The organism is Apibacter adventoris (genome assembly GCF_002964975.1).
GTDB classification, from domain to species: domain Bacteria; phylum Bacteroidota; class Bacteroidia; order Flavobacteriales; family Weeksellaceae; genus Apibacter; species Apibacter adventoris.
Genome location: NZ_PSZM01000002.1, coordinates 1 through 17,412 on the forward strand (window position 1 = coordinate 1; position 17,412 = coordinate 17,412).

General features: G+C 29.9%; 21 protein-coding genes and 1 pseudogene. 15 read left to right on the plus strand and 7 right to left on the minus strand.

All coding sequences use genetic code 11. The features are described 5' to 3' along the window. The first annotated feature begins 147 nt into the window (after positions 1-147). From C4S77_RS01980 to C4S77_RS02015, 9 genes and pseudogenes are all read left to right on the plus strand, one after another. The gene (locus tag C4S77_RS01980; protein WP_105245700.1) at positions 148-579 is read left to right on the plus strand and encodes a hypothetical protein; all 432 of its coding nucleotides are present in this window, start codon (positions 148-150) and stop codon (positions 577-579) included. Between the two features lie 388 nt (positions 580-967). Further along, positions 968-1,138, plus strand: a complete 171-nt coding sequence (locus C4S77_RS13295) for a hypothetical protein (RefSeq protein WP_260209352.1) — start codon at positions 968-970, stop codon at positions 1,136-1,138. A gap of 12 nt (positions 1,139-1,150) precedes the next feature. Continuing rightward, positions 1,151-1,918 (plus strand): annotated as a pseudogene (locus C4S77_RS01985) (RHS repeat domain-containing protein); the annotation flags it as partial. Beyond that, positions 1,900-2,451, plus strand: a complete 552-nt coding sequence (locus C4S77_RS01990) for a hypothetical protein (protein ID WP_105245701.1) — start codon at positions 1,900-1,902, stop codon at positions 2,449-2,451. The pseudogene C4S77_RS01985 and the gene C4S77_RS01990, both read left to right, overlap by 19 nt. Positions 2,452-2,813: 362 nt before the next feature. Further along, positions 2,814-3,851 carry an RHS repeat domain-containing protein gene (locus tag C4S77_RS01995; protein ID WP_221405048.1) on the plus strand — a complete coding sequence of 346 codons (1,038 nt, stop codon included), beginning with the start codon at positions 2,814-2,816 and terminating at the stop codon, positions 3,849-3,851. Between the two features lie 28 nt (positions 3,852-3,879). Next, positions 3,880-4,503, plus strand: coding sequence for a hypothetical protein (locus C4S77_RS02000; protein ID WP_105245705.1), 624 nt, complete (start codon positions 3,880-3,882; stop codon positions 4,501-4,503). A gap of 124 nt (positions 4,504-4,627) precedes the next feature. Next, on the plus strand, positions 4,628-5,218 hold the full coding sequence (locus C4S77_RS02005) for a hypothetical protein (RefSeq protein WP_146106008.1): 591 nt from the start codon (positions 4,628-4,630) through the stop codon (positions 5,216-5,218). Between the two features lie 284 nt (positions 5,219-5,502). Further along, positions 5,503-6,618, plus strand: a complete 1,116-nt coding sequence (gene prfB / locus C4S77_RS02010; RefSeq protein ID WP_105245709.1) for a peptide chain release factor 2 — start codon at positions 5,503-5,505, stop codon at positions 6,616-6,618. Between the two features lie 69 nt (positions 6,619-6,687). Beyond that, positions 6,688-7,614: an SPFH domain-containing protein gene (locus C4S77_RS02015; protein ID WP_105194187.1), complete on the plus strand. Its 927-nt coding sequence runs from the start codon at positions 6,688-6,690 to the stop codon at positions 7,612-7,614. A 56-nt stretch (positions 7,615-7,670) separates the two neighbouring features. Here the strand turns inward: C4S77_RS02015 and C4S77_RS02020 are convergent, their stop codons facing one another. Then, complete coding sequence (locus tag C4S77_RS02020; RefSeq protein ID WP_105194186.1) at positions 7,671-7,994, minus strand: hypothetical protein; 324 nt, start codon at positions 7,992-7,994, stop codon at positions 7,671-7,673. A gap of 127 nt (positions 7,995-8,121) precedes the next feature. Further along, positions 8,122-8,376, minus strand: a complete 255-nt coding sequence (locus C4S77_RS02025; RefSeq protein ID WP_105245711.1) for a hypothetical protein — start codon at positions 8,374-8,376, stop codon at positions 8,122-8,124. A gap of 163 nt (positions 8,377-8,539) precedes the next feature. Between C4S77_RS02025 and C4S77_RS02030 the strand changes: the two genes are divergently transcribed. Both C4S77_RS02030 and C4S77_RS02035 read left to right on the plus strand, forming a co-directional pair. Continuing rightward, entirely contained in the window at positions 8,540-9,628 is a 1,089-nt protein-coding gene (locus C4S77_RS02030) for a hypothetical protein (RefSeq protein ID WP_105194184.1), read from the plus strand. Next, entirely contained in the window at positions 9,618-10,184 is a 567-nt protein-coding gene (locus tag C4S77_RS02035) for a hypothetical protein (RefSeq protein WP_105194183.1), read from the plus strand. Before C4S77_RS02030 ends, C4S77_RS02035 begins: the two co-directional genes overlap by 11 nt. Here C4S77_RS02035 and C4S77_RS02040 read toward each other — a convergent pair. The 3 genes from C4S77_RS02040 to C4S77_RS02050 are packed head-to-tail and all read right to left on the minus strand — an operon-like array spanning position 10,151 to position 12,214. Then, positions 10,151-10,720 carry a 5-formyltetrahydrofolate cyclo-ligase gene (locus tag C4S77_RS02040; RefSeq protein ID WP_181042775.1) on the minus strand — a complete coding sequence of 190 codons (570 nt, stop codon included), beginning with the start codon at positions 10,718-10,720 and terminating at the stop codon, positions 10,151-10,153. The genes C4S77_RS02035 and C4S77_RS02040 overlap by 34 nt on opposite strands. Positions 10,721-10,733: 13 nt before the next feature. After that, positions 10,734-10,964 carry a ferredoxin gene (locus tag C4S77_RS02045; protein WP_105194181.1) on the minus strand — a complete coding sequence of 77 codons (231 nt, stop codon included), beginning with the start codon at positions 10,962-10,964 and terminating at the stop codon, positions 10,734-10,736. Beyond that, positions 10,964-12,214 (minus strand): peptidase U32 family protein, encoded by a 1,251-nt coding sequence (locus C4S77_RS02050; RefSeq protein WP_105245714.1) that lies wholly within the window; start codon positions 12,212-12,214, stop codon positions 10,964-10,966. Before C4S77_RS02050 ends, C4S77_RS02045 begins: the two co-directional genes overlap by 1 nt. 202 nt (positions 12,215-12,416) lie before the next feature. Between C4S77_RS02050 and yidD the strand changes: the two genes are divergently transcribed. From yidD to C4S77_RS02065, 3 genes are read left to right on the plus strand one after another with little or no spacing between them, the layout of a single operon-like run. Next, a complete protein-coding gene (gene yidD, locus C4S77_RS02055) occupies positions 12,417-12,659 on the plus strand; it encodes a membrane protein insertion efficiency factor YidD (protein ID WP_260209329.1) in 243 nt (80 codons plus the stop codon). A gap of 3 nt (positions 12,660-12,662) precedes the next feature. Continuing rightward, positions 12,663-13,523: a prolipoprotein diacylglyceryl transferase gene (gene lgt / locus C4S77_RS02060; protein WP_105245718.1), complete on the plus strand. Its 861-nt coding sequence runs from the start codon at positions 12,663-12,665 to the stop codon at positions 13,521-13,523. A 3-nt stretch (positions 13,524-13,526) separates the two neighbouring features. Beyond that, positions 13,527-14,570, plus strand: coding sequence for a glutaminyl-peptide cyclotransferase (locus C4S77_RS02065; RefSeq protein ID WP_105245720.1), 1,044 nt, complete (start codon positions 13,527-13,529; stop codon positions 14,568-14,570). 33 nt (positions 14,571-14,603) lie between these two features. On the opposite strand, the gene C4S77_RS02070 is transcribed toward C4S77_RS02065, so the two are convergent. Continuing rightward, positions 14,604-15,314 carry a hypothetical protein gene (locus C4S77_RS02070; protein ID WP_105245722.1) on the minus strand — a complete coding sequence of 237 codons (711 nt, stop codon included), beginning with the start codon at positions 15,312-15,314 and terminating at the stop codon, positions 14,604-14,606. Positions 15,315-15,322: 8 nt separating this feature from the next. After that, on the minus strand, positions 15,323-16,180 hold the full coding sequence (gene lipA / locus C4S77_RS02075) for a lipoyl synthase (RefSeq protein ID WP_245915820.1): 858 nt from the start codon (positions 16,178-16,180) through the stop codon (positions 15,323-15,325). A gap of 210 nt (positions 16,181-16,390) precedes the next feature. Between lipA and C4S77_RS02080 the strand changes: the two genes are divergently transcribed. After that, positions 16,391-17,395, plus strand: a complete 1,005-nt coding sequence (locus C4S77_RS02080) for an AAA family ATPase (RefSeq protein ID WP_105194174.1) — start codon at positions 16,391-16,393, stop codon at positions 17,393-17,395. Positions 17,396-17,412: the final 17 nt, after the last annotated feature.

Here is a 17,412-nt window from a genome sequence, read left to right on the forward strand (position 1 = left end):
GCCAGGTATAAACCCAGTTGATTATAATATAAGTATAGAATGGTCCCAGACAGTGGATATAAAGTTAGATTCTAATAAGAAAAATATACAAAGACCAGAGCCTGCAAGAAGAGGAAGTCAAGAAATTTTTTAATATATATTAAAATTATGAATAGGTTAAAAAAATATTTTTTTATATCAATATTAGTTTTAATAAATTCTTGTAATGAAAGTAAGGATAATATTATGCCTTTTTACAATGGAGGATTTGTAAAAGCAGAAGGTACTTATAAGGTGCCTAAATATAATTTAAAACTAGTAGAAACTAAATCAGGGCTTTTATTTGGAATATCTGATAAAAAAAATAAATTATTGTATCAGAGTGATATATTTAAAGCATTTAGTCAACATGCTTTTTGGAGTTTATATATCGATGAAGATTTTAATGTTTGGGTTTATAATTCTGATTATCAAGAAACTGTAGTTTTATTTTTTGATGAACAAAAAATGAAGTTTAGTACTAAAGATTATTGTAAAGATAAATTAAATTTGCCAAAAGAGTTTAAGAAAAGTTTAAATGATAGATTAGTGTGTCAGTAAATATTTTAATAATAAAAAAATAGGTTCCTTTATATGATAAATTAGTTTTAAGGTAATAAAAGAAGTTATAAAAGAATTCGCCTCGCAACAGAGGCGGATTCTTTTTATTATTCAATAATCTCTTCATCCAGAGAAAGTAGTCTAAGGAGTTCATTGGTATTTTTAATATCCCACTTGTTGTGTTTTTAGAGTTCGGATTGTTCCAAAAATAGAAAATAAGAGAAGATTTACAGAGGATACTCCCAAAATAAAGACCACTATTCTTATTTTGAAGTGTAAAGCTCATAATAATTAAGTAAACGGAACAGGCTTCTGCTGTGAAGGCAAGGATAAAAAACTCCAAACCTACGGAGGGGGAATTGGCAAAGGGAATGAAGAATATGAAAAGATGCAGTATTATTATCATGCGGATCATTTGGGAAGTAGCAGTTATATTACTAACTTAGACGCACAAATAGTACAGCATGTAGAATATGTACCGTTTGGGGAGATGTTTATTGAGGGAAGGAACCAGAGTTGGAATACCCCTTATTTGTTTAATGGGAAAGAGTTGGATTAGGAAACGGGGTTATACTATTACGGAGCTAGGTACTACAACCCGAGGGAGTCTATCTTTTTAAGTGTGGACCCGATGTTTGAAGAAACGATGACTCCGTATCAGTATACTTATCAAAATCCAATTAAATTTACAGATCCTACGGGGATGGAGGGAGAAGGAGTAGATAATGATTATCAATTGGGAGAGGATGGGACCATAAGTTTAAAGAAAAAAACTACAGATAAAACAGATAGATTAATAGCAAAGAATGGAGATATTATCGCTAAAAACATTAAAAAAGATATTTTATCTGATGGTATTAATATTCAAAAGAGAGGCTTGACGATTAATTTAAGCGAAAAAGATTCATATAATCAATTTTTAGATATTATGGAGGACTTTGTGTTACCTTTTTCAGTTTATTTGCAGAAAGAGATGTCATCAGGACTATATAGTGCTTCTCATTGTATGGGAATGTATGAAATGAAGATATTACCATATGATAAAAATGATATGACAACATCATTATCACCTTCTTTTATGAATGGAATGTTAATAGCTCAAGCTCATACTCATCCTGGATTTTATGTAGGAATGGGATCTTCAGAGCCTTCAGATCAAGATATTTTCAATGCAATAAAGAATAAACCAGTTAATTTTATATTTGGAAGGTACAATGTGAGTCATTATTGGTCTAATAGTCAAGGTATGTATGGAGGGCATGCAAAATTAAAGGAGAACAATATTAAATATACTGAAGAAAATGTAAAAACAAAATTAGGATGGAAAAAGCAGTTTTAATTAGTGTAATAATATTTATTTTCTTTTACAGTTGTAATAAAAATATTGATGTAAAAAGAAATCATTATGAAGTATCTAAAGTAGAATGGAATATCGATATACCAAAAAATGTTATAGATAGTATTAGCAATATTAAAAAACAAAGTAATAAAGTTTTAGTGGGTTTTCTTTCAGAAAATAAATCCTATATATCAATAAATGTGTTAGAAGTGCGCCGTCCTTTTCAATTGTTTGAGCGATTTAAAATCATTGAAAACAAAAAAGATACTGTAATTATAGTTCCGATGTCGAATTATAACGAGGGGTTAAGTTACCAAGAAATAAAGATATTGGGGATGAAATATAAAAAAGAGATAGAGGATTCATTAATAGAATTTAATTCTATCAAATTGAATGAAGATATTTTAGAAGGGGTTCATTTTATATATTGTAAAAATAACCCTAATAATATCAAAATTTTTAAAGGGAGTTATATTGCATTAAGTAAAGAACTAGATTCTATAATTTCTTCACTATGTTTTCAGGTAAAATAAAATTAAAATAACTTCTATAAATAATTAGAGTTAACCAAAAAGCTCGATTTATATCGGGCTTTTTTAATTACTCCTTATTAATCAAATCCAACAACTCCAGTTCATCCTTAGTGATATAAGAGAACGCAGAAATTCAATGGTATTATTAATATCCTAGATATGTGTTGTGTTCTTGAAATTCCTTATGCTACAAAGAAAGGATAAGGGAGGATTTACAGAGGTTACTCCCTAAATAAAGACAACTATGCCTAAAAGACCATAATGATTATGTAAACGGAGCAGGCTTCTGCTGTGCAGGCAAAGATAAAAAACTCCAAGCCTATGGAGGCGGAATCGGCAAAGGGAATGAAGAATATGAAAAGATGCAGTATTATGATCATGCGGATCATTTGGGAAGTAGCAGTTATATTACTAACTTAGACGCACAAATAGTACAGCATGTAGAATATGTACCGTTTGGGGAGGTGTTTATTGAGGAAAGGAACCAGAGTTGGAATACCCCTTACCTGTTTAATGGCAAGGAACTGGATGAGGAAACAGGATTATACTATTATGGGGCTAGGTATTATAATCCGAAGGAGTCTATCTTTTTAAGTGTAGATCCGATGTTTGAAGAAACGATGACTCCGTATCAGTATACTTATCAAAATCCTATAAAATTTACAGATCCTAACGGAATGGAGGGAGAAGAAGTGAATAAGCCAGATGATTGGATTAAAAATAACAAGACAGGTAAGTACGAATGGAAAAATGAAGTGACTTCAAAAAGTAATACTCCAAGCGGATACAGTTATATTGGAAAGGAAGACAGAGATATAGTGAAAGATTTATTTGGAGGGTCTTATTTTAGTGCTTCAACATGGGATATAGGGTTAATATCTGCAGAAGATTTTGATAATCCATATTCAGCAAAAGGTGCCGCTGCTTATAATATGAAAGCAACTACGACAATGGGGGTAAGTATTTCTTCGCTTGTAGATACTCAATATGATAATCAAGGAAACATTAAAAGTAAAGAATTTTTAGGTGTTAATATAGATGTAGCCCTTACAGGAAAGACTCTTGCACCATATCCAGGCATGAATTTATTTTTAGTTCCCAATAAAATGACATTGCAAGGTAATAATATGAAAAGAAATATGCCTACAGGAGAATATATCATTCCAGGAGGAGATGTTCCAACAATCTTATATAGAAATTCGTGGGGAGCAAAATCTATTCAATCCAATTTTAGGAGATCTTACAATTTAGATTTTAAATTTAAAGGGCAATATTTTAATGAAGGAGGAGGATGTTTAGGTATAATAGGTTTAGGTGGGACTCTAATACCTAATTATACAAATTTGAATATTTCAGTACCATTTAAAAATAGTATTACAACATCTATATCGAAGCCTTAGTTGTATAAATATAAATAATATTTGAAAGATGTATAAAAAAATTGGTATATTAATTTTAATTTTGACATGTGTTTCATGTCAGAATAAAATTAGTAATCAGGGTTCGGATGAAATAACATTGAAAAATGCTAGGAAATATTTGAATGAATATTTTACCTTATCAGAGGAACAAGAGAAGAAAGAATTGTTGAGTAAAAGTTATAAAGAATTAAATAAAAATGAAGATTTTAAAAAAAATGGTCTTACTAAAAGTAATTTTAGTTTAGCAATTACTATACTTATTTATATGAAAAAGTATGATGATTTAGAAAGATTGTTGTTGAAAGCTCGAAATATTCCTGATTCATACAATAATACTATTGTATTGAATTATGTGAAATATTTAAAATATTATAAAAAAGATAAAATTTTATCAGAAGGTTTTATAAGAAATAATGTTTCATTAATTCATCAACAAATAGGTAAAACACCTGAAGACTCATTATTATATTTTGATTATTTTAGGATGAAGGCATATTTAAATGGAAAAGATAAGGCAATAAAAGAAATAGATAGTATGAAAAAAGTTAATAATAATTTTTCTGATTTCTTTTATGATTATGGCTTAATACAGGGAATTGAGGAGATGGAAGATTCTTTTCCTCAACCATAAATTGTTCTTATTGAGAGTAATTTTTAGCCAAAAAATAACCAAATAAAACATAAAACAAAAAAATCGCACTTAGCGGGGCTTTCAAAGACATTAAAAACAAAATAATTAATAAAACAAAACAACTATGAAAAAGTTTTTACTAATGAGTATAATATTCCTGATAGGAATAGTAGCTTATGGACAAACAGGAGGCATAAAAGTAGCTTCCAAAGTATATTTAAAAAACGGAGAAATCAAAGAAGGCAGATCTATGATGAATGTAAACAATACCCGGATAAAAGTAATGGGCATAGGCGTAAGAATTAAGGGTAAGAAATTTATGAAAGAGATCAAGCTAAAGCCCAAAGGAGGTAAAAGGATGAAAATAAGCATAGACCAGATAGATAAGATAGAGTATCAGTTACCAGCAAAAATGTTTAGCAAAGAAGTAAAAACGGTAACTTATAAACCCATGGAAATAGAAGGAGAAACAATTCTGGCCAAAGAAATAGTAGCCAATAAACTGTATTCTGTGCATAAATTAACAGCAGTAACATTAGGAAATGATACTACTACCGAAAATAGAGAACAAGGTCAGCAAAATGTTTATTACCTAAATAAAGGAGGAAAATATGTGAAAACCACCTTAGCGTCGATAAAGAAAAAGTATAATTGCAGTATGGAAGAGGGCAAAGGCAGAGAGGATAAGATCGCTCAGTGTCTAAAAGGGAAATAACCCAGAGAGTAAATAATAAACAAAAAAAGCCCCGAAATTGCGGGGCTTTTTTTGTTAAATAATTTTTTCATTAATAGTACTCGTTTACGATTTAATTTAAAAAGTGTATTTATATAATTTCAAACTTTATAAAAGTTCTTTACTCTATTCTATAGATGGAATTAAACTTGAATTTTAATATATAAAGCACAAGATTTACGAATTTAAAATAGGTTGTATATATAATTTATTGTGTAATAAACAGTATAAAAATATAAATCTGAAAATTAGTATTTTTGCAATCTATGGTTACACAGGAAAATCTAAAAGAAATACAATCCAGAATACAGGGATTATATGAATATTTAGAAATAGAAAAAAAGCAGGTAGAAGTTCAGAATGAAGAAGAAAAATCTTCAGATCCTACATTTTGGGATAACCCTAAACAAGCAGAGTCGTTATTAAAAAATTTGCGGTTAAAAAAAAGATGGATAGAAGAATATAATGAAGTTTATCTTTTATATGAAGATTTAACGGTATTGTTGGATTTTTATAAATCTGGAGAGGTTTCTGAGGAAGAAATAGAAGTACAATATCTTAAATTGAATAAAAAACTGGAAGATATCGAATTTAAAAATATGCTATCTGCAGAAGGGGACGATCTGAGCGCTATTTTACAAATCACTGCCGGAGCAGGAGGTACCGAAAGTTGTGATTGGGTTGGCATGCTTATGCGTATGTATATCATGTGGGCAGAAAAACATAAATTCAAAGTCAGAGAACTTAATTATCAGGAAGGAGATGTTGCAGGAGTAAAAACTGTGACTCTTGAAATTGATGGGGAATATGCTTTTGGATATTTAAAAGGAGAAAACGGAGTTCATCGTTTGGTTAGGATATCCCCTTTTGATTCTAATGCGAAGCGGCATACTTCATTTGCCTCTGTGTACGTATATCCATTGGTAGATGATTCTATAGATATACAAATAAATCAGGCATCCATTTCATGGGATACTTTTCGTTCTAGTGGAGCAGGGGGGCAAAATGTTAACAAAGTGGAAACAGGAGTAAGGCTTAGGTATAAATATAAAGATGAATCGCAAGAAGAACAAGAAATCATAATAGAAAATACAGAAAGTCGGTCACAATTACAAAATAAAGAAAAAGCCCTGCAATTATTAAAATCCAGATTATTTGAAATGGAGTTGGAAAAAAGAAATGCCAAACGAGAAGAAATAGAAGCAGGTAAAATGAAAATAGAATGGGGAAGCCAGATTAGAAATTATGTTATGCATCCATACAGGCTGGTAAAAGATGTACGAACAGGGACTGAAACTTCAGATGTAGACGGAGTAATGAATGGGGAAATAGATGAGTTTTTAAAATCCTATTTAATGTTGATGGGACAAAAAAACAAATAATAATAAAAGGTATAAATAATTTTTAATATCTTTAAATAAATTATAAAACAAAACTAAACAATTAAATTTATGGAAGTAATTGTATTTCTATTTTACTGTATCGTTTTCTTTATTTTTATTATTATTCTTCTATTAGTACTAGGAGCTTTTTTTACCGTTAAACAACAAACTATAGTGATTGTAGAACGATTAGGAAAATTTCAAAGTATTCGTCAGCCGGGATTTAATTTTAAAATACCAATAATAGATTCCATTGCAGGTAAAGTAACCCTTAAAATACAACAACTGGATGTTACAATTGAGACGAAAACCAAAGATGATGTTTTTGTAAAAATTAAAGTTTCCGTTCAATATCAGGTGATGCAATCTGCGGTGTATGATGCATTTTATAAATTACAAAATCCGCATGAACAAATTACCTCATATGTTTTTGATGTTGTACGGGCTGAAGTACCTAAGCTAAGGTTAGATGACGTTTTTGAACGAAAAGATGATATAGCCATAGCGGTTAAAGGAGAGTTGCAAGAAGCTATGCAAAGCTATGGATACACAATAATAAAAACATTGGTTACAGATATAGATCCCGATGAACAGGTAAAACAAGCTATGAACAGAATCAATTCAGCAGAAAGAGAAAAAATAGCTGCAGAATATGAAGCAGAAGCTGAAAGAATAAAGATTGTTGCTAAAGCTAAAGCAGAGGCAGAAAGTAAACAATTACAAGGAAAAGGAATAGCAGATCAAAGAAGAGAAATTGCTAAAGGATTAGAAGAATCCGTTAAAGTATTAAACGGAGTAAATATAAACTCTCAAGAAGCCTCCTCATTAATAGTAGTTACTCAACATTATGATACACTAAGTTCCATAGGGTCAAACAATCGATCCAACCTAATATTATTGCCCAACAGCCCGAGTGCAGCCAGTGATATGCTAACCAATATGTTAACTTCTTTTTCCGCATCGCAATATGTAGGAGAAAAATTAAAAGAAAAATAATAAAAAAAAAGGAAGTGTTATTACACTTCCTTTTTTTTAAATTTTTATAAAAAACGTTATTTAGTAACTTTATTTTTTACATCATTTGCCGCGTCTTTTACATCTCCGGCCGCATTTTTAGCAGCATCTTTTACTTCATTTGCTGCATCTTTAGCAGCATCTTTTACCTCTCCGGCTGCATTTTTTACTGTTTCCTTAACACTAGCAGAAGAAGAATCAACTTTTTTAGATACAGAATCAATTACTGTAGAAGCAGCAGAATCCACTTGAGCAGAATCAGCTGGAGTATTGTTTTGATTAGCTTGTTTTTTATCACAAGCGATAAATGAAGAAGTTGCAATTACAGCAACAGCAGCGAAATTTAAAATTGTTTTTTTCATAACTTTTTGATTTTTAATTATATATTTTTTTTGATTTTTAAGGAATTAAAGGGTTTTTAGATTTGAAAAAAGGTTACAGGATTGTAACCTTTTTTCGTATTTTTGTTTAAATCTTTTTATACAAAAATTATTTGCTTTCTTCAGCTTTAGCCGGAGCTTCTTTAGCCGGAGCTTCTTTAACTGAAGCATCTTTAGCAGAATCAGCTTTAACGCTAGTTGAATCAGCAGCTGGAGCAGGTGCTTGAGTATCAACTGCAGTTGAATCAACAGCAGTAGAATCAGCAGCTGGAGCAGCGTCAGTAGCTTGTTTTTTATCACAAGCGATAAATGAAGAAGTTGCAATTACAGCAACAGCAGCGAAATTTAAAATTGTTTTTTTCATTGTGTTTTTAAATTTAAATATTTTGTTATAAGTTTATGATGCAAATATAGAATAGATGATAGTACTTGTGAAATATAAACAATTGTAATATGTTTGTAAAACGCTAAATAGTATTTTACAAAAAAACACATATGATTTTCAATTACTTAGAATTAATTTACAAATGATAACTCAGGAAGAATTGTTGTTTGATAGGCTAAAAAAGGAGGTGGCTCAAACTTTTTTACAAGATTTTCCTTCTTCTAATCCTGATATTTCTCAGTGGAAAGGATTAGATATTATATACTTTCAGGAACATTTGAGACAAAAAGTTAAAGGAAATGTAAGTGAAAAGTGGTTTTACACCTATTTTAAATCTCCATTTGAAAAATTACCACGTATAGATATGCTTAATTTATTAGCTCAGTATTGTGGATATAGAAGAGGATGGACCGAATTTACAGAAACCATACATTTAGAGTCTCTTTCAAATACGCAAAACAATCATATAACAAAATCAGAAAAACCTAACGAAGCTCTTTTAAATAACAATACAACTGAGTCTGAATCAGGAAAAAATGAACAAGCCGATAAAGAAGAAGTTAATTATAAAAAACCAATAAAAACAAAGGCATATATATATGTAGGAATTATTTTGATTGTTCTTATCTTTATAGTATATGGTTTTATTAAATTCTATGAAAATAAAAATACATATGATTTTTGTTTTTATGATGCAGATCGTGGTACCTTAATTAAATCCAAATTAGAAATTATTGTTCAGAGACAAGGCTTTTCTCCCGAATACTATGCCGTAAGTAATGGTTGTTTTTCTTATAAATCTACCACAGACACATTAAAGATGATTGTAAGCTCTCCAATTTATAAAAAAGAAACTTTTGTGGTGGGGTTGAAAGAAATTAGAGATAACGGAGAAGATAATCATAGAAATTTTAAACTTAGGCCAGATGATTATGCAATTATGTTATATTATTATTCAACACTTTTAAACAGCGCAGATGAAAAACAAAAATCAGAATTAATTAAACAAAGAAAAGAAGAACTTAATAAATTAATTGCAGATAATGCTTTAATTTATCAAGTGTATGACAGTGAGTTGTTTGGAGTGGAGGTTTTAGATAAGAAAAAGTATATTGATTTTATGACTACTCCCACAACCTCATTAAAAAACTATGTTTTAATCGCTAGCCAGACGGATAAGAATAATAAAATTAATTTGATTAAATTTAAAATACAGAAGGATGAAAATTAAATATATATTTCAATTTATTTTACTGAACCTATTGTTGTTTTTTGTTGCTTGTAATAAAGATAAATATTATGAAGGGGAGAAAGATCCGAAAAAAATAAAAGGATATAAAAACGAAAACTATTATGCTTCGGGTGAAATGGACTCTTTACAGGCAATTTCTCATATTACTGCTCAAAAATTACAAGAAGTTTATGATTTGGCTATTTTGGCAGCAGAAAATAAATCTAATAAAGATATAGATACACTTTTACTATCTCAATTACAAGGATATTTCCCACAGGAAGATACAATTTTTGTATCTAGAATAGTGAATGGATTGGACTCTCTTAAAGTTAAATTTGTAAAAATAGAGCTGGATAAGAAAAGTCTTGAAAATTTCAATGCTTTACACGATTCCATAGGGACAGTAAAATATAAAATTCAATTTTATGATAAGAACAAAAAATTTTTTACTTCACAAGATAAAAAGGCTAATTATATACTAAAAAAGAATCCGGAAAAGTTTAAATCAGAATTCAAATTTTATTTTTCATCCATTGGGAATGCAGAAAAATAATTAGGAGTAATAATGTAATCTAAAGTTAAATCCCAATCGGAGATATCTGTAATTTTATTTATTGGATTAAAAAAAGATAGCCCAATTTTTTTAGATAAGGGAAAATTACTTAAAAATTTATCATAGTAACCTTTTCCATATCCTACTCGGTTTCCTTTTTTATCATAAGCCAATAAAGGAATAAAAATGCAATCAATACATGGCTGAATTACAGGTTCTTTACCCCTGGGTTCCGGAATTCCCCATTTATTGATTTCCATATTTGTGTCAGGAGTTAGTATATAATGCGATAGTGAATGATCTTTTATTTTAGGACAAAAAAGTTGTTTTTTATTTTTATGCAAATAATTAATTAAAAATGAAGTTTGGACTTCTTTTTTATTTCTCATAGAAAGAAAAATATGAAAAGAATTAAAATGAGAAAATCCTGATAAGATAAATTGATCCAATATCTTTAAAGAGTAATTTTCTATTTCTTTTTCAGAAAGTAAATTTCGTTCTGTTAAAAAATGAGAACGAGCTTCCTTTTTATTCATGAAAAGCATAGACTTATATTTTTTTTACAGAAATAATCTTTACAGGACAAGCTTTTGCAGCTTTGTCGGCAGAATCAAAAATAGAATCGTCAGGATTTTTAATAGTATAAAAACCTTTTTTTTCCTGAGATCTTAATAAAACAGATTTCCCATCTTTTTTAGACATTCGAAAGTTTTCAGGATCGAATTCAGCACAATAATTACAACCAATACATTTGTCTCTTTGTAAAGTTATAATAACCATTAAGATAAAGAGTTTTTTACTATTTTATATAATTTATCCGATGGACGAACTTTAAAACTGACAGGCATTGTAAGAATATCACCTTTTTTTGCTTCCTGGGCCGGCAAGTCATCAACCATCATTGAAGCTACTTCGGATTCCTGAGAACCGGTTGTGGGGCCTTGAATTAAAATTCTGTCTCCGATATTTAAATTGTAGGCTTCAATTTCAAATTCCCCTATCCTAGTTTTAGGATAATAATGCCTTCCTTTACCAATATATACTTTTTTTTGTGTAGCATTTGAACCCGGATTATCAGACCACTCACCTAATTTTTGACCTAAATAATATCCACTCCAGAATCCACGGTTGTAAACAGTTTCCAATTTGGACATCCAATTATAAACTTTCTCTTTAGAAAAGCTACAATCTTCAATAGAGTCAATAGCCTCACGGTAACAACGCGTAACTGTAGCAACATATTCAGGAGCTCTTCCTCTTCCTTCAATTTTTAATACTTTTATTCCGGAATCTATTACTTGATCCAAAAAATCTATTGTACAAAGATCTTTAGGAGACATCATATATTCATTATCTAATTCAATTTCAAATCCTGATTCCTGATCTATAACAGTATATTTTTTACGACAATTTTGTTTACAAGCACCTCGATTTGCCGAGGAGTTATGAGAGTGAAGACTTAGGTAGCATTTTCCTGAAATAGCCATACATAGAGCTCCATGTCCAAAAATTTCTATTTCTACAAGTTTCCCATTAGGCCCTTTTATTTGTTCTTTTTCAATTTGGGAAGTTATTTTTTTTACTTGGTTAAGACTTAGTTCTCTGCTAAGCACCATAGTATCAGCAAAGAGAGAATAAAACTTAACGGTTTCAATATTAGTTATATTGATTTGGGTGGAAATATGTACCTCCATTTGAATTTGGCGCGCATAAGAAATCACAGCCTGATCCATAGCTATAACTGCTGTAATGTTAGCAGCTTTAGCACGATCTAACACGGTTTTTATGATAGAAAGATCATGATCATAAATAATAGTATTAAGTGTAAGATAAGTTCTTACATTTTTTTCTGTGCATCTTCTGGAAATTTCATCTAAATCGTGTAATGTAAAATTTATAGAAGAACGGGCGCGCATATTTAGCTGTTCTACTCCAAAATATACAGAATCAGCTCCATTATCTAAAGCAGCTTGAAGTGATTCAAAATTTCCTGCCGGTGCCATTAATTCTATTTTCCCGCTTCGTTTCATTCAAAATATTTCTTGTTTTGCAAAAATACTAATTATTACTTACATAAATGATAAATGTCAGACAAGTAAATGGCTAAAAATAAGAAATTAGCTTACTCTTTAAGAAAATTATTTTTATCAATACTTTGGCAAATATTTATATATGAGGAACAGATATTTTAATCAAAAACTATATATATTTGTCAAGAATTATAATAATGCTGTGGGAAAGAAAATAGCCATATTGCCATTAGTAGTTTTGATTAGGTTTTATCAGAAGGCTATTTCTCCCTGGATGGGAAATAATTGCAGGTATACACCCACCTGTTCTAACTATATGCTGGAAGCACTTAAAGTTCATGGGCTTTTTTATGGTTTTTGGTTAGGAATTAAAAGAATATTACGATGCCATCCCTGGGGAGGGTCCGGATACGATCCGGTTCCGCAGAAAAAAAATAATATATAAGATATGAGCCATTTATTGTATATAATATGGGACCCTAGTTTAGGTATACATTTAGGAAATTTTACACTTAGGTATTATAGTCTGATGTATGTGATAGCTTTTGGTTTAGGGTTTTATTTAATGGATATTATTTTTAAAAAAGATCATATAAATCGGAAATTATTAGACCCGTTATTTATTTATATGTTTTTAGCGGTTATTTTGGGTGCCAGATTAGGACATGTTCTATTTTATCAAAAAGAATTATTTGTAGAAGATCCTTTAGCAGTTTTTTTACCTATCAGAACAAAACCTGATTTTGAGTTTACAGGTTTTCAGGGCTTGGCAAGTCACGGAGCAGCTATAGGTATTTTAATATCTTTATACCTCTTTAGTCGTAAATATTTGAAAAGAAATATTTTATGGATTTTAGACAGAATTGTAATTCCTGTAGCTATAGGCGGAATGTTTATACGTTTTGGAAATTTTATAAATTCTGAAATAGTAGGGAAAGTATGTAGTGAAAATTTACCTTGGGGAGTACTTTTTATTCAACAAGATACCCATGAATATGGAGTTGTTTCACCGAGGCACCCTGCTCAATTATACGAAGCCTTGGGCTATTTTCTTTTATTTATTTCTCTTCTTTATATATATTTTAAAACGGACAAGAAAAAATATTTAGGTTGGATATTCGGGTATTTTCTAATCATTTTGTTTGGAATCCGTTTCATAGTAGAATTTTTTAAGGAACCTCAGGGAAAAGAATATATTAACTGGTTTGGCTTAAACACGGGTCAATGGTTAAGTATTCCTTTTATTATCGCAGGAATATTCATTCTTATTACTGCAAAAAACAGATTGTATATTGATAAAAATAAATAAAAGATGAAAAAGATATGTTCTTATAAGATATTTTTCTTGCTTTTGACCCTTTCTTTTATAATTATAGGGTGTAAAGATAGTTCCGATATAAGTGTTAGTACAAACTTTGATCATTTAGATGAGAAAGGTTTGCATTGGGGAGACAAATTACCTTTGGAATTTAACTCTGCTGATGCAACAATCGATTCTTATACTATAAAATTAAATGATAAAGTATATACCAATCAAAAAAATATTATTTTAGATTCTACCAATACAAAATTAGGCTCAAATTATTTGGTTTTAACCTTACAATATAATGGACAGCATAAAAAAGAAATTGATGCTACTTTTAATGTGTTTGCAAAAAATAAAGAAAAAAAACTGAATTATAAAATAATTCAGGAATATCCTCATAATCCGGAATTATTTACTCAAGGTTTTGTATATAAAAATGGTATAATTACAGAAAGTTCTGGGCAATATGGCAAATCTAAATTAGTTAGATATCCATTAGGAGCTACTACTTATACACAATGTGTGAATTTAGATCCAAAATATTTCGCTGAAGGTTTTTCTATTCTTAATGGTAAGATTTACATGTTAACTTATAAAGAAAGAACAGCGTTGGTTTATAATGAGTCTGATTTTAAATTTGAAAAAGTAATTCCTTTTCCAGGAGTAATTATAGAAGGTTGGGGAGCTACTACCATCGGAAATGAAATTGTAGTTTCAGACAGTTCTTCGGAATTGAAATTTTTTGATTCTAATTTTAATTTGAAAAGAAAAATAACTGTCGTAGGATATGACAGAATTTATTCTTATGTGAATGAATTAGAGTATGCAAATGGGTATATCTATGCCAATGTTTTTAATGAAGATATTATTTTAGTAATAAATCCTAAAACTGGAGAAGTTATAGCTAAAGCATCTTTTCCTGACTTGGTGAAACATAATCAAACTGATGAGGAAGCCGTTCTTAACGGAATTGCTCAAATAGAGGGAAATACTTTTTTAATTACTGGGAAATTATGGCCTAAAATGTATAAAATAGAATTTAGCTTATAATGTAAAAATTCAAATTATAAAAATAAAGGTTATTTATAAAGATCTATCACTAGAAAATAATAGATCTCCTGTATCGCCATCAATTTCATATTTATGATAAAGCCAATCACTAGCAGAATTAGAAAATAGGGCTTTGCCTAAAGTTTTTCGGTTTTGGGTTTCAATATTTTCTTTTCCTTTTAAAATTTTAATGGTCCAAATCTTTTTTTCCTCTTTTGTTTCAAAAGTTACTTCTATTCTTTGATTTCCAGTATTTAGATATCTTCCTTCTCCGGAATCTAAATTTATATATCCCTTTTCCTGAATAAATTTTAAAATATCTAAAGGTTTAACAGAACCAAATTTTTCTTCTTCATTGACTTCTTTATATAATTCACCATTTTTTTTGTAGTAAAGAGAAGTGCCTATCCATGTTTTTTGTCCTAATACGGTATGTACAGCTCTTATATTTCCGTTTGTATAATATAACTTATACAAGCTGAAAAAGGAAGGAGCTGGTAAATCTTCCCATACATAACCTCCGAAGACATAATCGAATCCCATTTGGGTAATGGTCTCTCCATTTTCTTTTTTATAAGGTTGTTTTCCATAATTAGTATTAGCAAACTCTTCAAAATTAAATTTTTCTACAGGGAAATTATTTTTAAGAGCAATTTCTTCATTTTTAGTTGAAATAGTTTTACAACAAATTAATGTGGAACTTAATAAAATTAAAAAAATATAATATTTTACTTGTGTATTCATAATAATTATTAATTTACATGTCGTTCAGCATGATAAGAAGATCGTACAAGCGGGCTACTTTCAATATGTAAAAATCCTCCTAAATGTGAAGCAAAATTTTCATATTCCTTAAACTGCTCAGGAGAAATATATTCTTTTACAGGCAAATGCTTTTTGCTGGGTTGCAAATATTGGCCTATAGTTATAACATCTACTTTTGCCTCGTGAATATCTTTTATAGTCTCAAAAACTTCGTCTGTAGTTTCCCCTAATCCTAACATAATTCCTGTTTTAGTTCTTCGTTGCCCTTGTTCTTTCATGTATCTTAAAACTTCTAAGCTTCTGTCGTACTTGGCCTGGATTCTAACTTCTCTTGTTAACCTTCTCACCGTTTCTAAATTATGGGATATAACTTCAGGAGCAGCATCTATAAGTCTATCAATATGTTTGTGTATCCCTTGGAAATCAGGAATTAATGTTTCCATAGTAGTTCCCGGACTTATTCTTCTGATTGCACCAATTGTTTCTGCCCAAAGAATAGATCCCATATCTTTTAAATCATCTCGATCTACTGAAGTAAGTACAGCATGTTTTACTTTCATTAATTTAATGGATTTAGCTACCTTTTCAGGTTCTTCCCAATCAATTTCTGATGGGCGACCGGTTTTCACCCCACAAAACCCGCAACTTCTTGTGCATATATTTCCTAAAATCATAAAGGTCGCAGTACCCTCTCCCCAGCATTCACCCATATTTGGACAACTTCCACTTTGGCAGATGGTATTGAGCTTATACTTATCAACCAATCCCCTTAACTCTTTATAATTTTTTCCACTAGGTAATTTTACTCTTATCCACTTAGGTTTTGTTCCTATTGATGCTTCCATTTTCATATTACTATAACTTACAAAGTTACTAACTTTTTATTAGTATTACCTATAGAGTGATTCTATAGATAAAAGTAATTTTATAATAAAAAAAAACATGCGAAAATAACCGTTTTTGCCATAATTTTTGATATAAAATTTAACGAATTATTTGTAGCTCAATTCAATCAAAATAATGAAATTTGTAAAAAGATAATTTTTAGATCAATAATGGATTACACATCAACTTCTGAAGATATAAAACTTATTATAGAAAAGGTTCAGGAAAAAAGTCAAGACTTTAATTTATTAATTAAAGAAATAAATCGGGTAATTATAGGGCAAAAATATATGATAAACCGTTTGCTTATTGGATTATTAACTAATGGACATGTACTTTTAGAAGGAGTTCCGGGGTTGGCTAAAACTTTAGCTATAAAAACTTTATCAGAGGCTTTGGATGGCGAATTTTCCAGAATTCAATTTACCCCTGACTTATTACCTGCAGATGTGGTAGGAACCTTAATCTATAATATAAAGGATAACGATTTTTCCGTTAAAAAAGGACCTGTGTTTGCTAATTTTATATTAGCAGATGAAATAAACAGATCACCGGCAAAAGTACAATCGGCTTTGCTGGAAGCTATGCAGGAAAAACAAGTAACTATTGGCGATGAAACCTATAATTTAAAAGAACCCTTTTTAGTTTTAGCTACTCAAAACCCTATCGATCAGGAAGGAACATACCCTTTACCTGAAGCTCAAGTAGATAGGTTTATGTTAAAATGTGTAGTAACCTATCCAGAATTTGAACAAGAAAGGGAAATATTAAAACAAAATATTTCTAATGAAAAACATAGGGTAAAAAAAATAGTATCATTAGAAAAAATATTTGAAACCAGGGAATTGGTTCGAGAAATATACATGGATGAAAAAATTGAAAGTTATATTCTTGATATTATATTTGCTACTCGTTTTCCTGAAAAATATAATTTATCTCAGCTCAAATCATATATTTTGTTTGGATCTTCACCTAGAGGAAGTATAAGTTTGGCTTTAGCGGCTAAAGCACATGCTTTTCTCAATCAAAGAGGGTTTGTAATTCCGGAAGATGTTAAATCTGTAGCTAAAGATGTACTTCGTCATCGAATCGGCATTAGTTATGAAGCGGAAGCGGAAAATGTAACCACGGAAGATATAATAGATCATGTATTACAATCCATTACTGCGCCATAATTTATTATTTAATTTTT

What these genes read in the sequence shown, in the direction of transcription:
- C4S77_RS01980 (WP_105245700.1), top strand. Translation starts at nt 148, where the DNA reads ATGAATAGGTTAAAAAAATATTTTTTTATATCAATATTAGTTTTAATA.
- C4S77_RS13295 (WP_260209352.1), top strand. Translation starts at nt 968, where the DNA reads ATGCAGTATTATTATCATGCGGATCATTTGGGAAGTAGCAGTTATATT.
- C4S77_RS01990 (WP_105245701.1), top strand. Translation starts at nt 1,900, where the DNA reads ATGGAAAAAGCAGTTTTAATTAGTGTAATAATATTTATTTTCTTTTAC.
- C4S77_RS01995 (WP_221405048.1), top strand. Translation starts at nt 2,814, where the DNA reads ATGCAGTATTATGATCATGCGGATCATTTGGGAAGTAGCAGTTATATT.
- C4S77_RS02000 (WP_105245705.1), top strand. Translation starts at nt 3,880, where the DNA reads ATGTATAAAAAAATTGGTATATTAATTTTAATTTTGACATGTGTTTCA.
- C4S77_RS02005 (WP_146106008.1), top strand. Translation starts at nt 4,628, where the DNA reads ATGAAAAAGTTTTTACTAATGAGTATAATATTCCTGATAGGAATAGTA.
- prfB (WP_105245709.1), top strand. Translation starts at nt 5,503, where the DNA reads ATGGTTACACAGGAAAATCTAAAAGAAATACAATCCAGAATACAGGGA.
- C4S77_RS02015 (WP_105194187.1), top strand. Translation starts at nt 6,688, where the DNA reads ATGGAAGTAATTGTATTTCTATTTTACTGTATCGTTTTCTTTATTTTT.
- C4S77_RS02020 (WP_105194186.1), bottom strand. Translation starts at nt 7,994, where the DNA reads ATGAAAAAAACAATTTTAAATTTCGCTGCTGTTGCTGTAATTGCAACT.
- C4S77_RS02025 (WP_105245711.1), bottom strand. Translation starts at nt 8,376, where the DNA reads ATGAAAAAAACAATTTTAAATTTCGCTGCTGTTGCTGTAATTGCAACT.
- C4S77_RS02030 (WP_105194184.1), top strand. Translation starts at nt 8,540, where the DNA reads ATGATAACTCAGGAAGAATTGTTGTTTGATAGGCTAAAAAAGGAGGTG.
- C4S77_RS02035 (WP_105194183.1), top strand. Translation starts at nt 9,618, where the DNA reads ATGAAAATTAAATATATATTTCAATTTATTTTACTGAACCTATTGTTG.
- C4S77_RS02040 (WP_181042775.1), bottom strand. Translation starts at nt 10,720, where the DNA reads ATGAATAAAAAGGAAGCTCGTTCTCATTTTTTAACAGAACGAAATTTA.
- C4S77_RS02045 (WP_105194181.1), bottom strand. Translation starts at nt 10,964, where the DNA reads ATGGTTATTATAACTTTACAAAGAGACAAATGTATTGGTTGTAATTAT.
- C4S77_RS02050 (WP_105245714.1), bottom strand. Translation starts at nt 12,214, where the DNA reads ATGAAACGAAGCGGGAAAATAGAATTAATGGCACCGGCAGGAAATTTT.
- lgt (WP_105245718.1), top strand. Translation starts at nt 12,663, where the DNA reads ATGAGCCATTTATTGTATATAATATGGGACCCTAGTTTAGGTATACAT.
- C4S77_RS02065 (WP_105245720.1), top strand. Translation starts at nt 13,527, where the DNA reads ATGAAAAAGATATGTTCTTATAAGATATTTTTCTTGCTTTTGACCCTT.
- C4S77_RS02070 (WP_105245722.1), bottom strand. Translation starts at nt 15,314, where the DNA reads ATGAATACACAAGTAAAATATTATATTTTTTTAATTTTATTAAGTTCC.
- lipA (WP_245915820.1), bottom strand. Translation starts at nt 16,180, where the DNA reads ATGGAAGCATCAATAGGAACAAAACCTAAGTGGATAAGAGTAAAATTA.
- C4S77_RS02080 (WP_105194174.1), top strand. Translation starts at nt 16,391, where the DNA reads ATGGATTACACATCAACTTCTGAAGATATAAAACTTATTATAGAAAAG.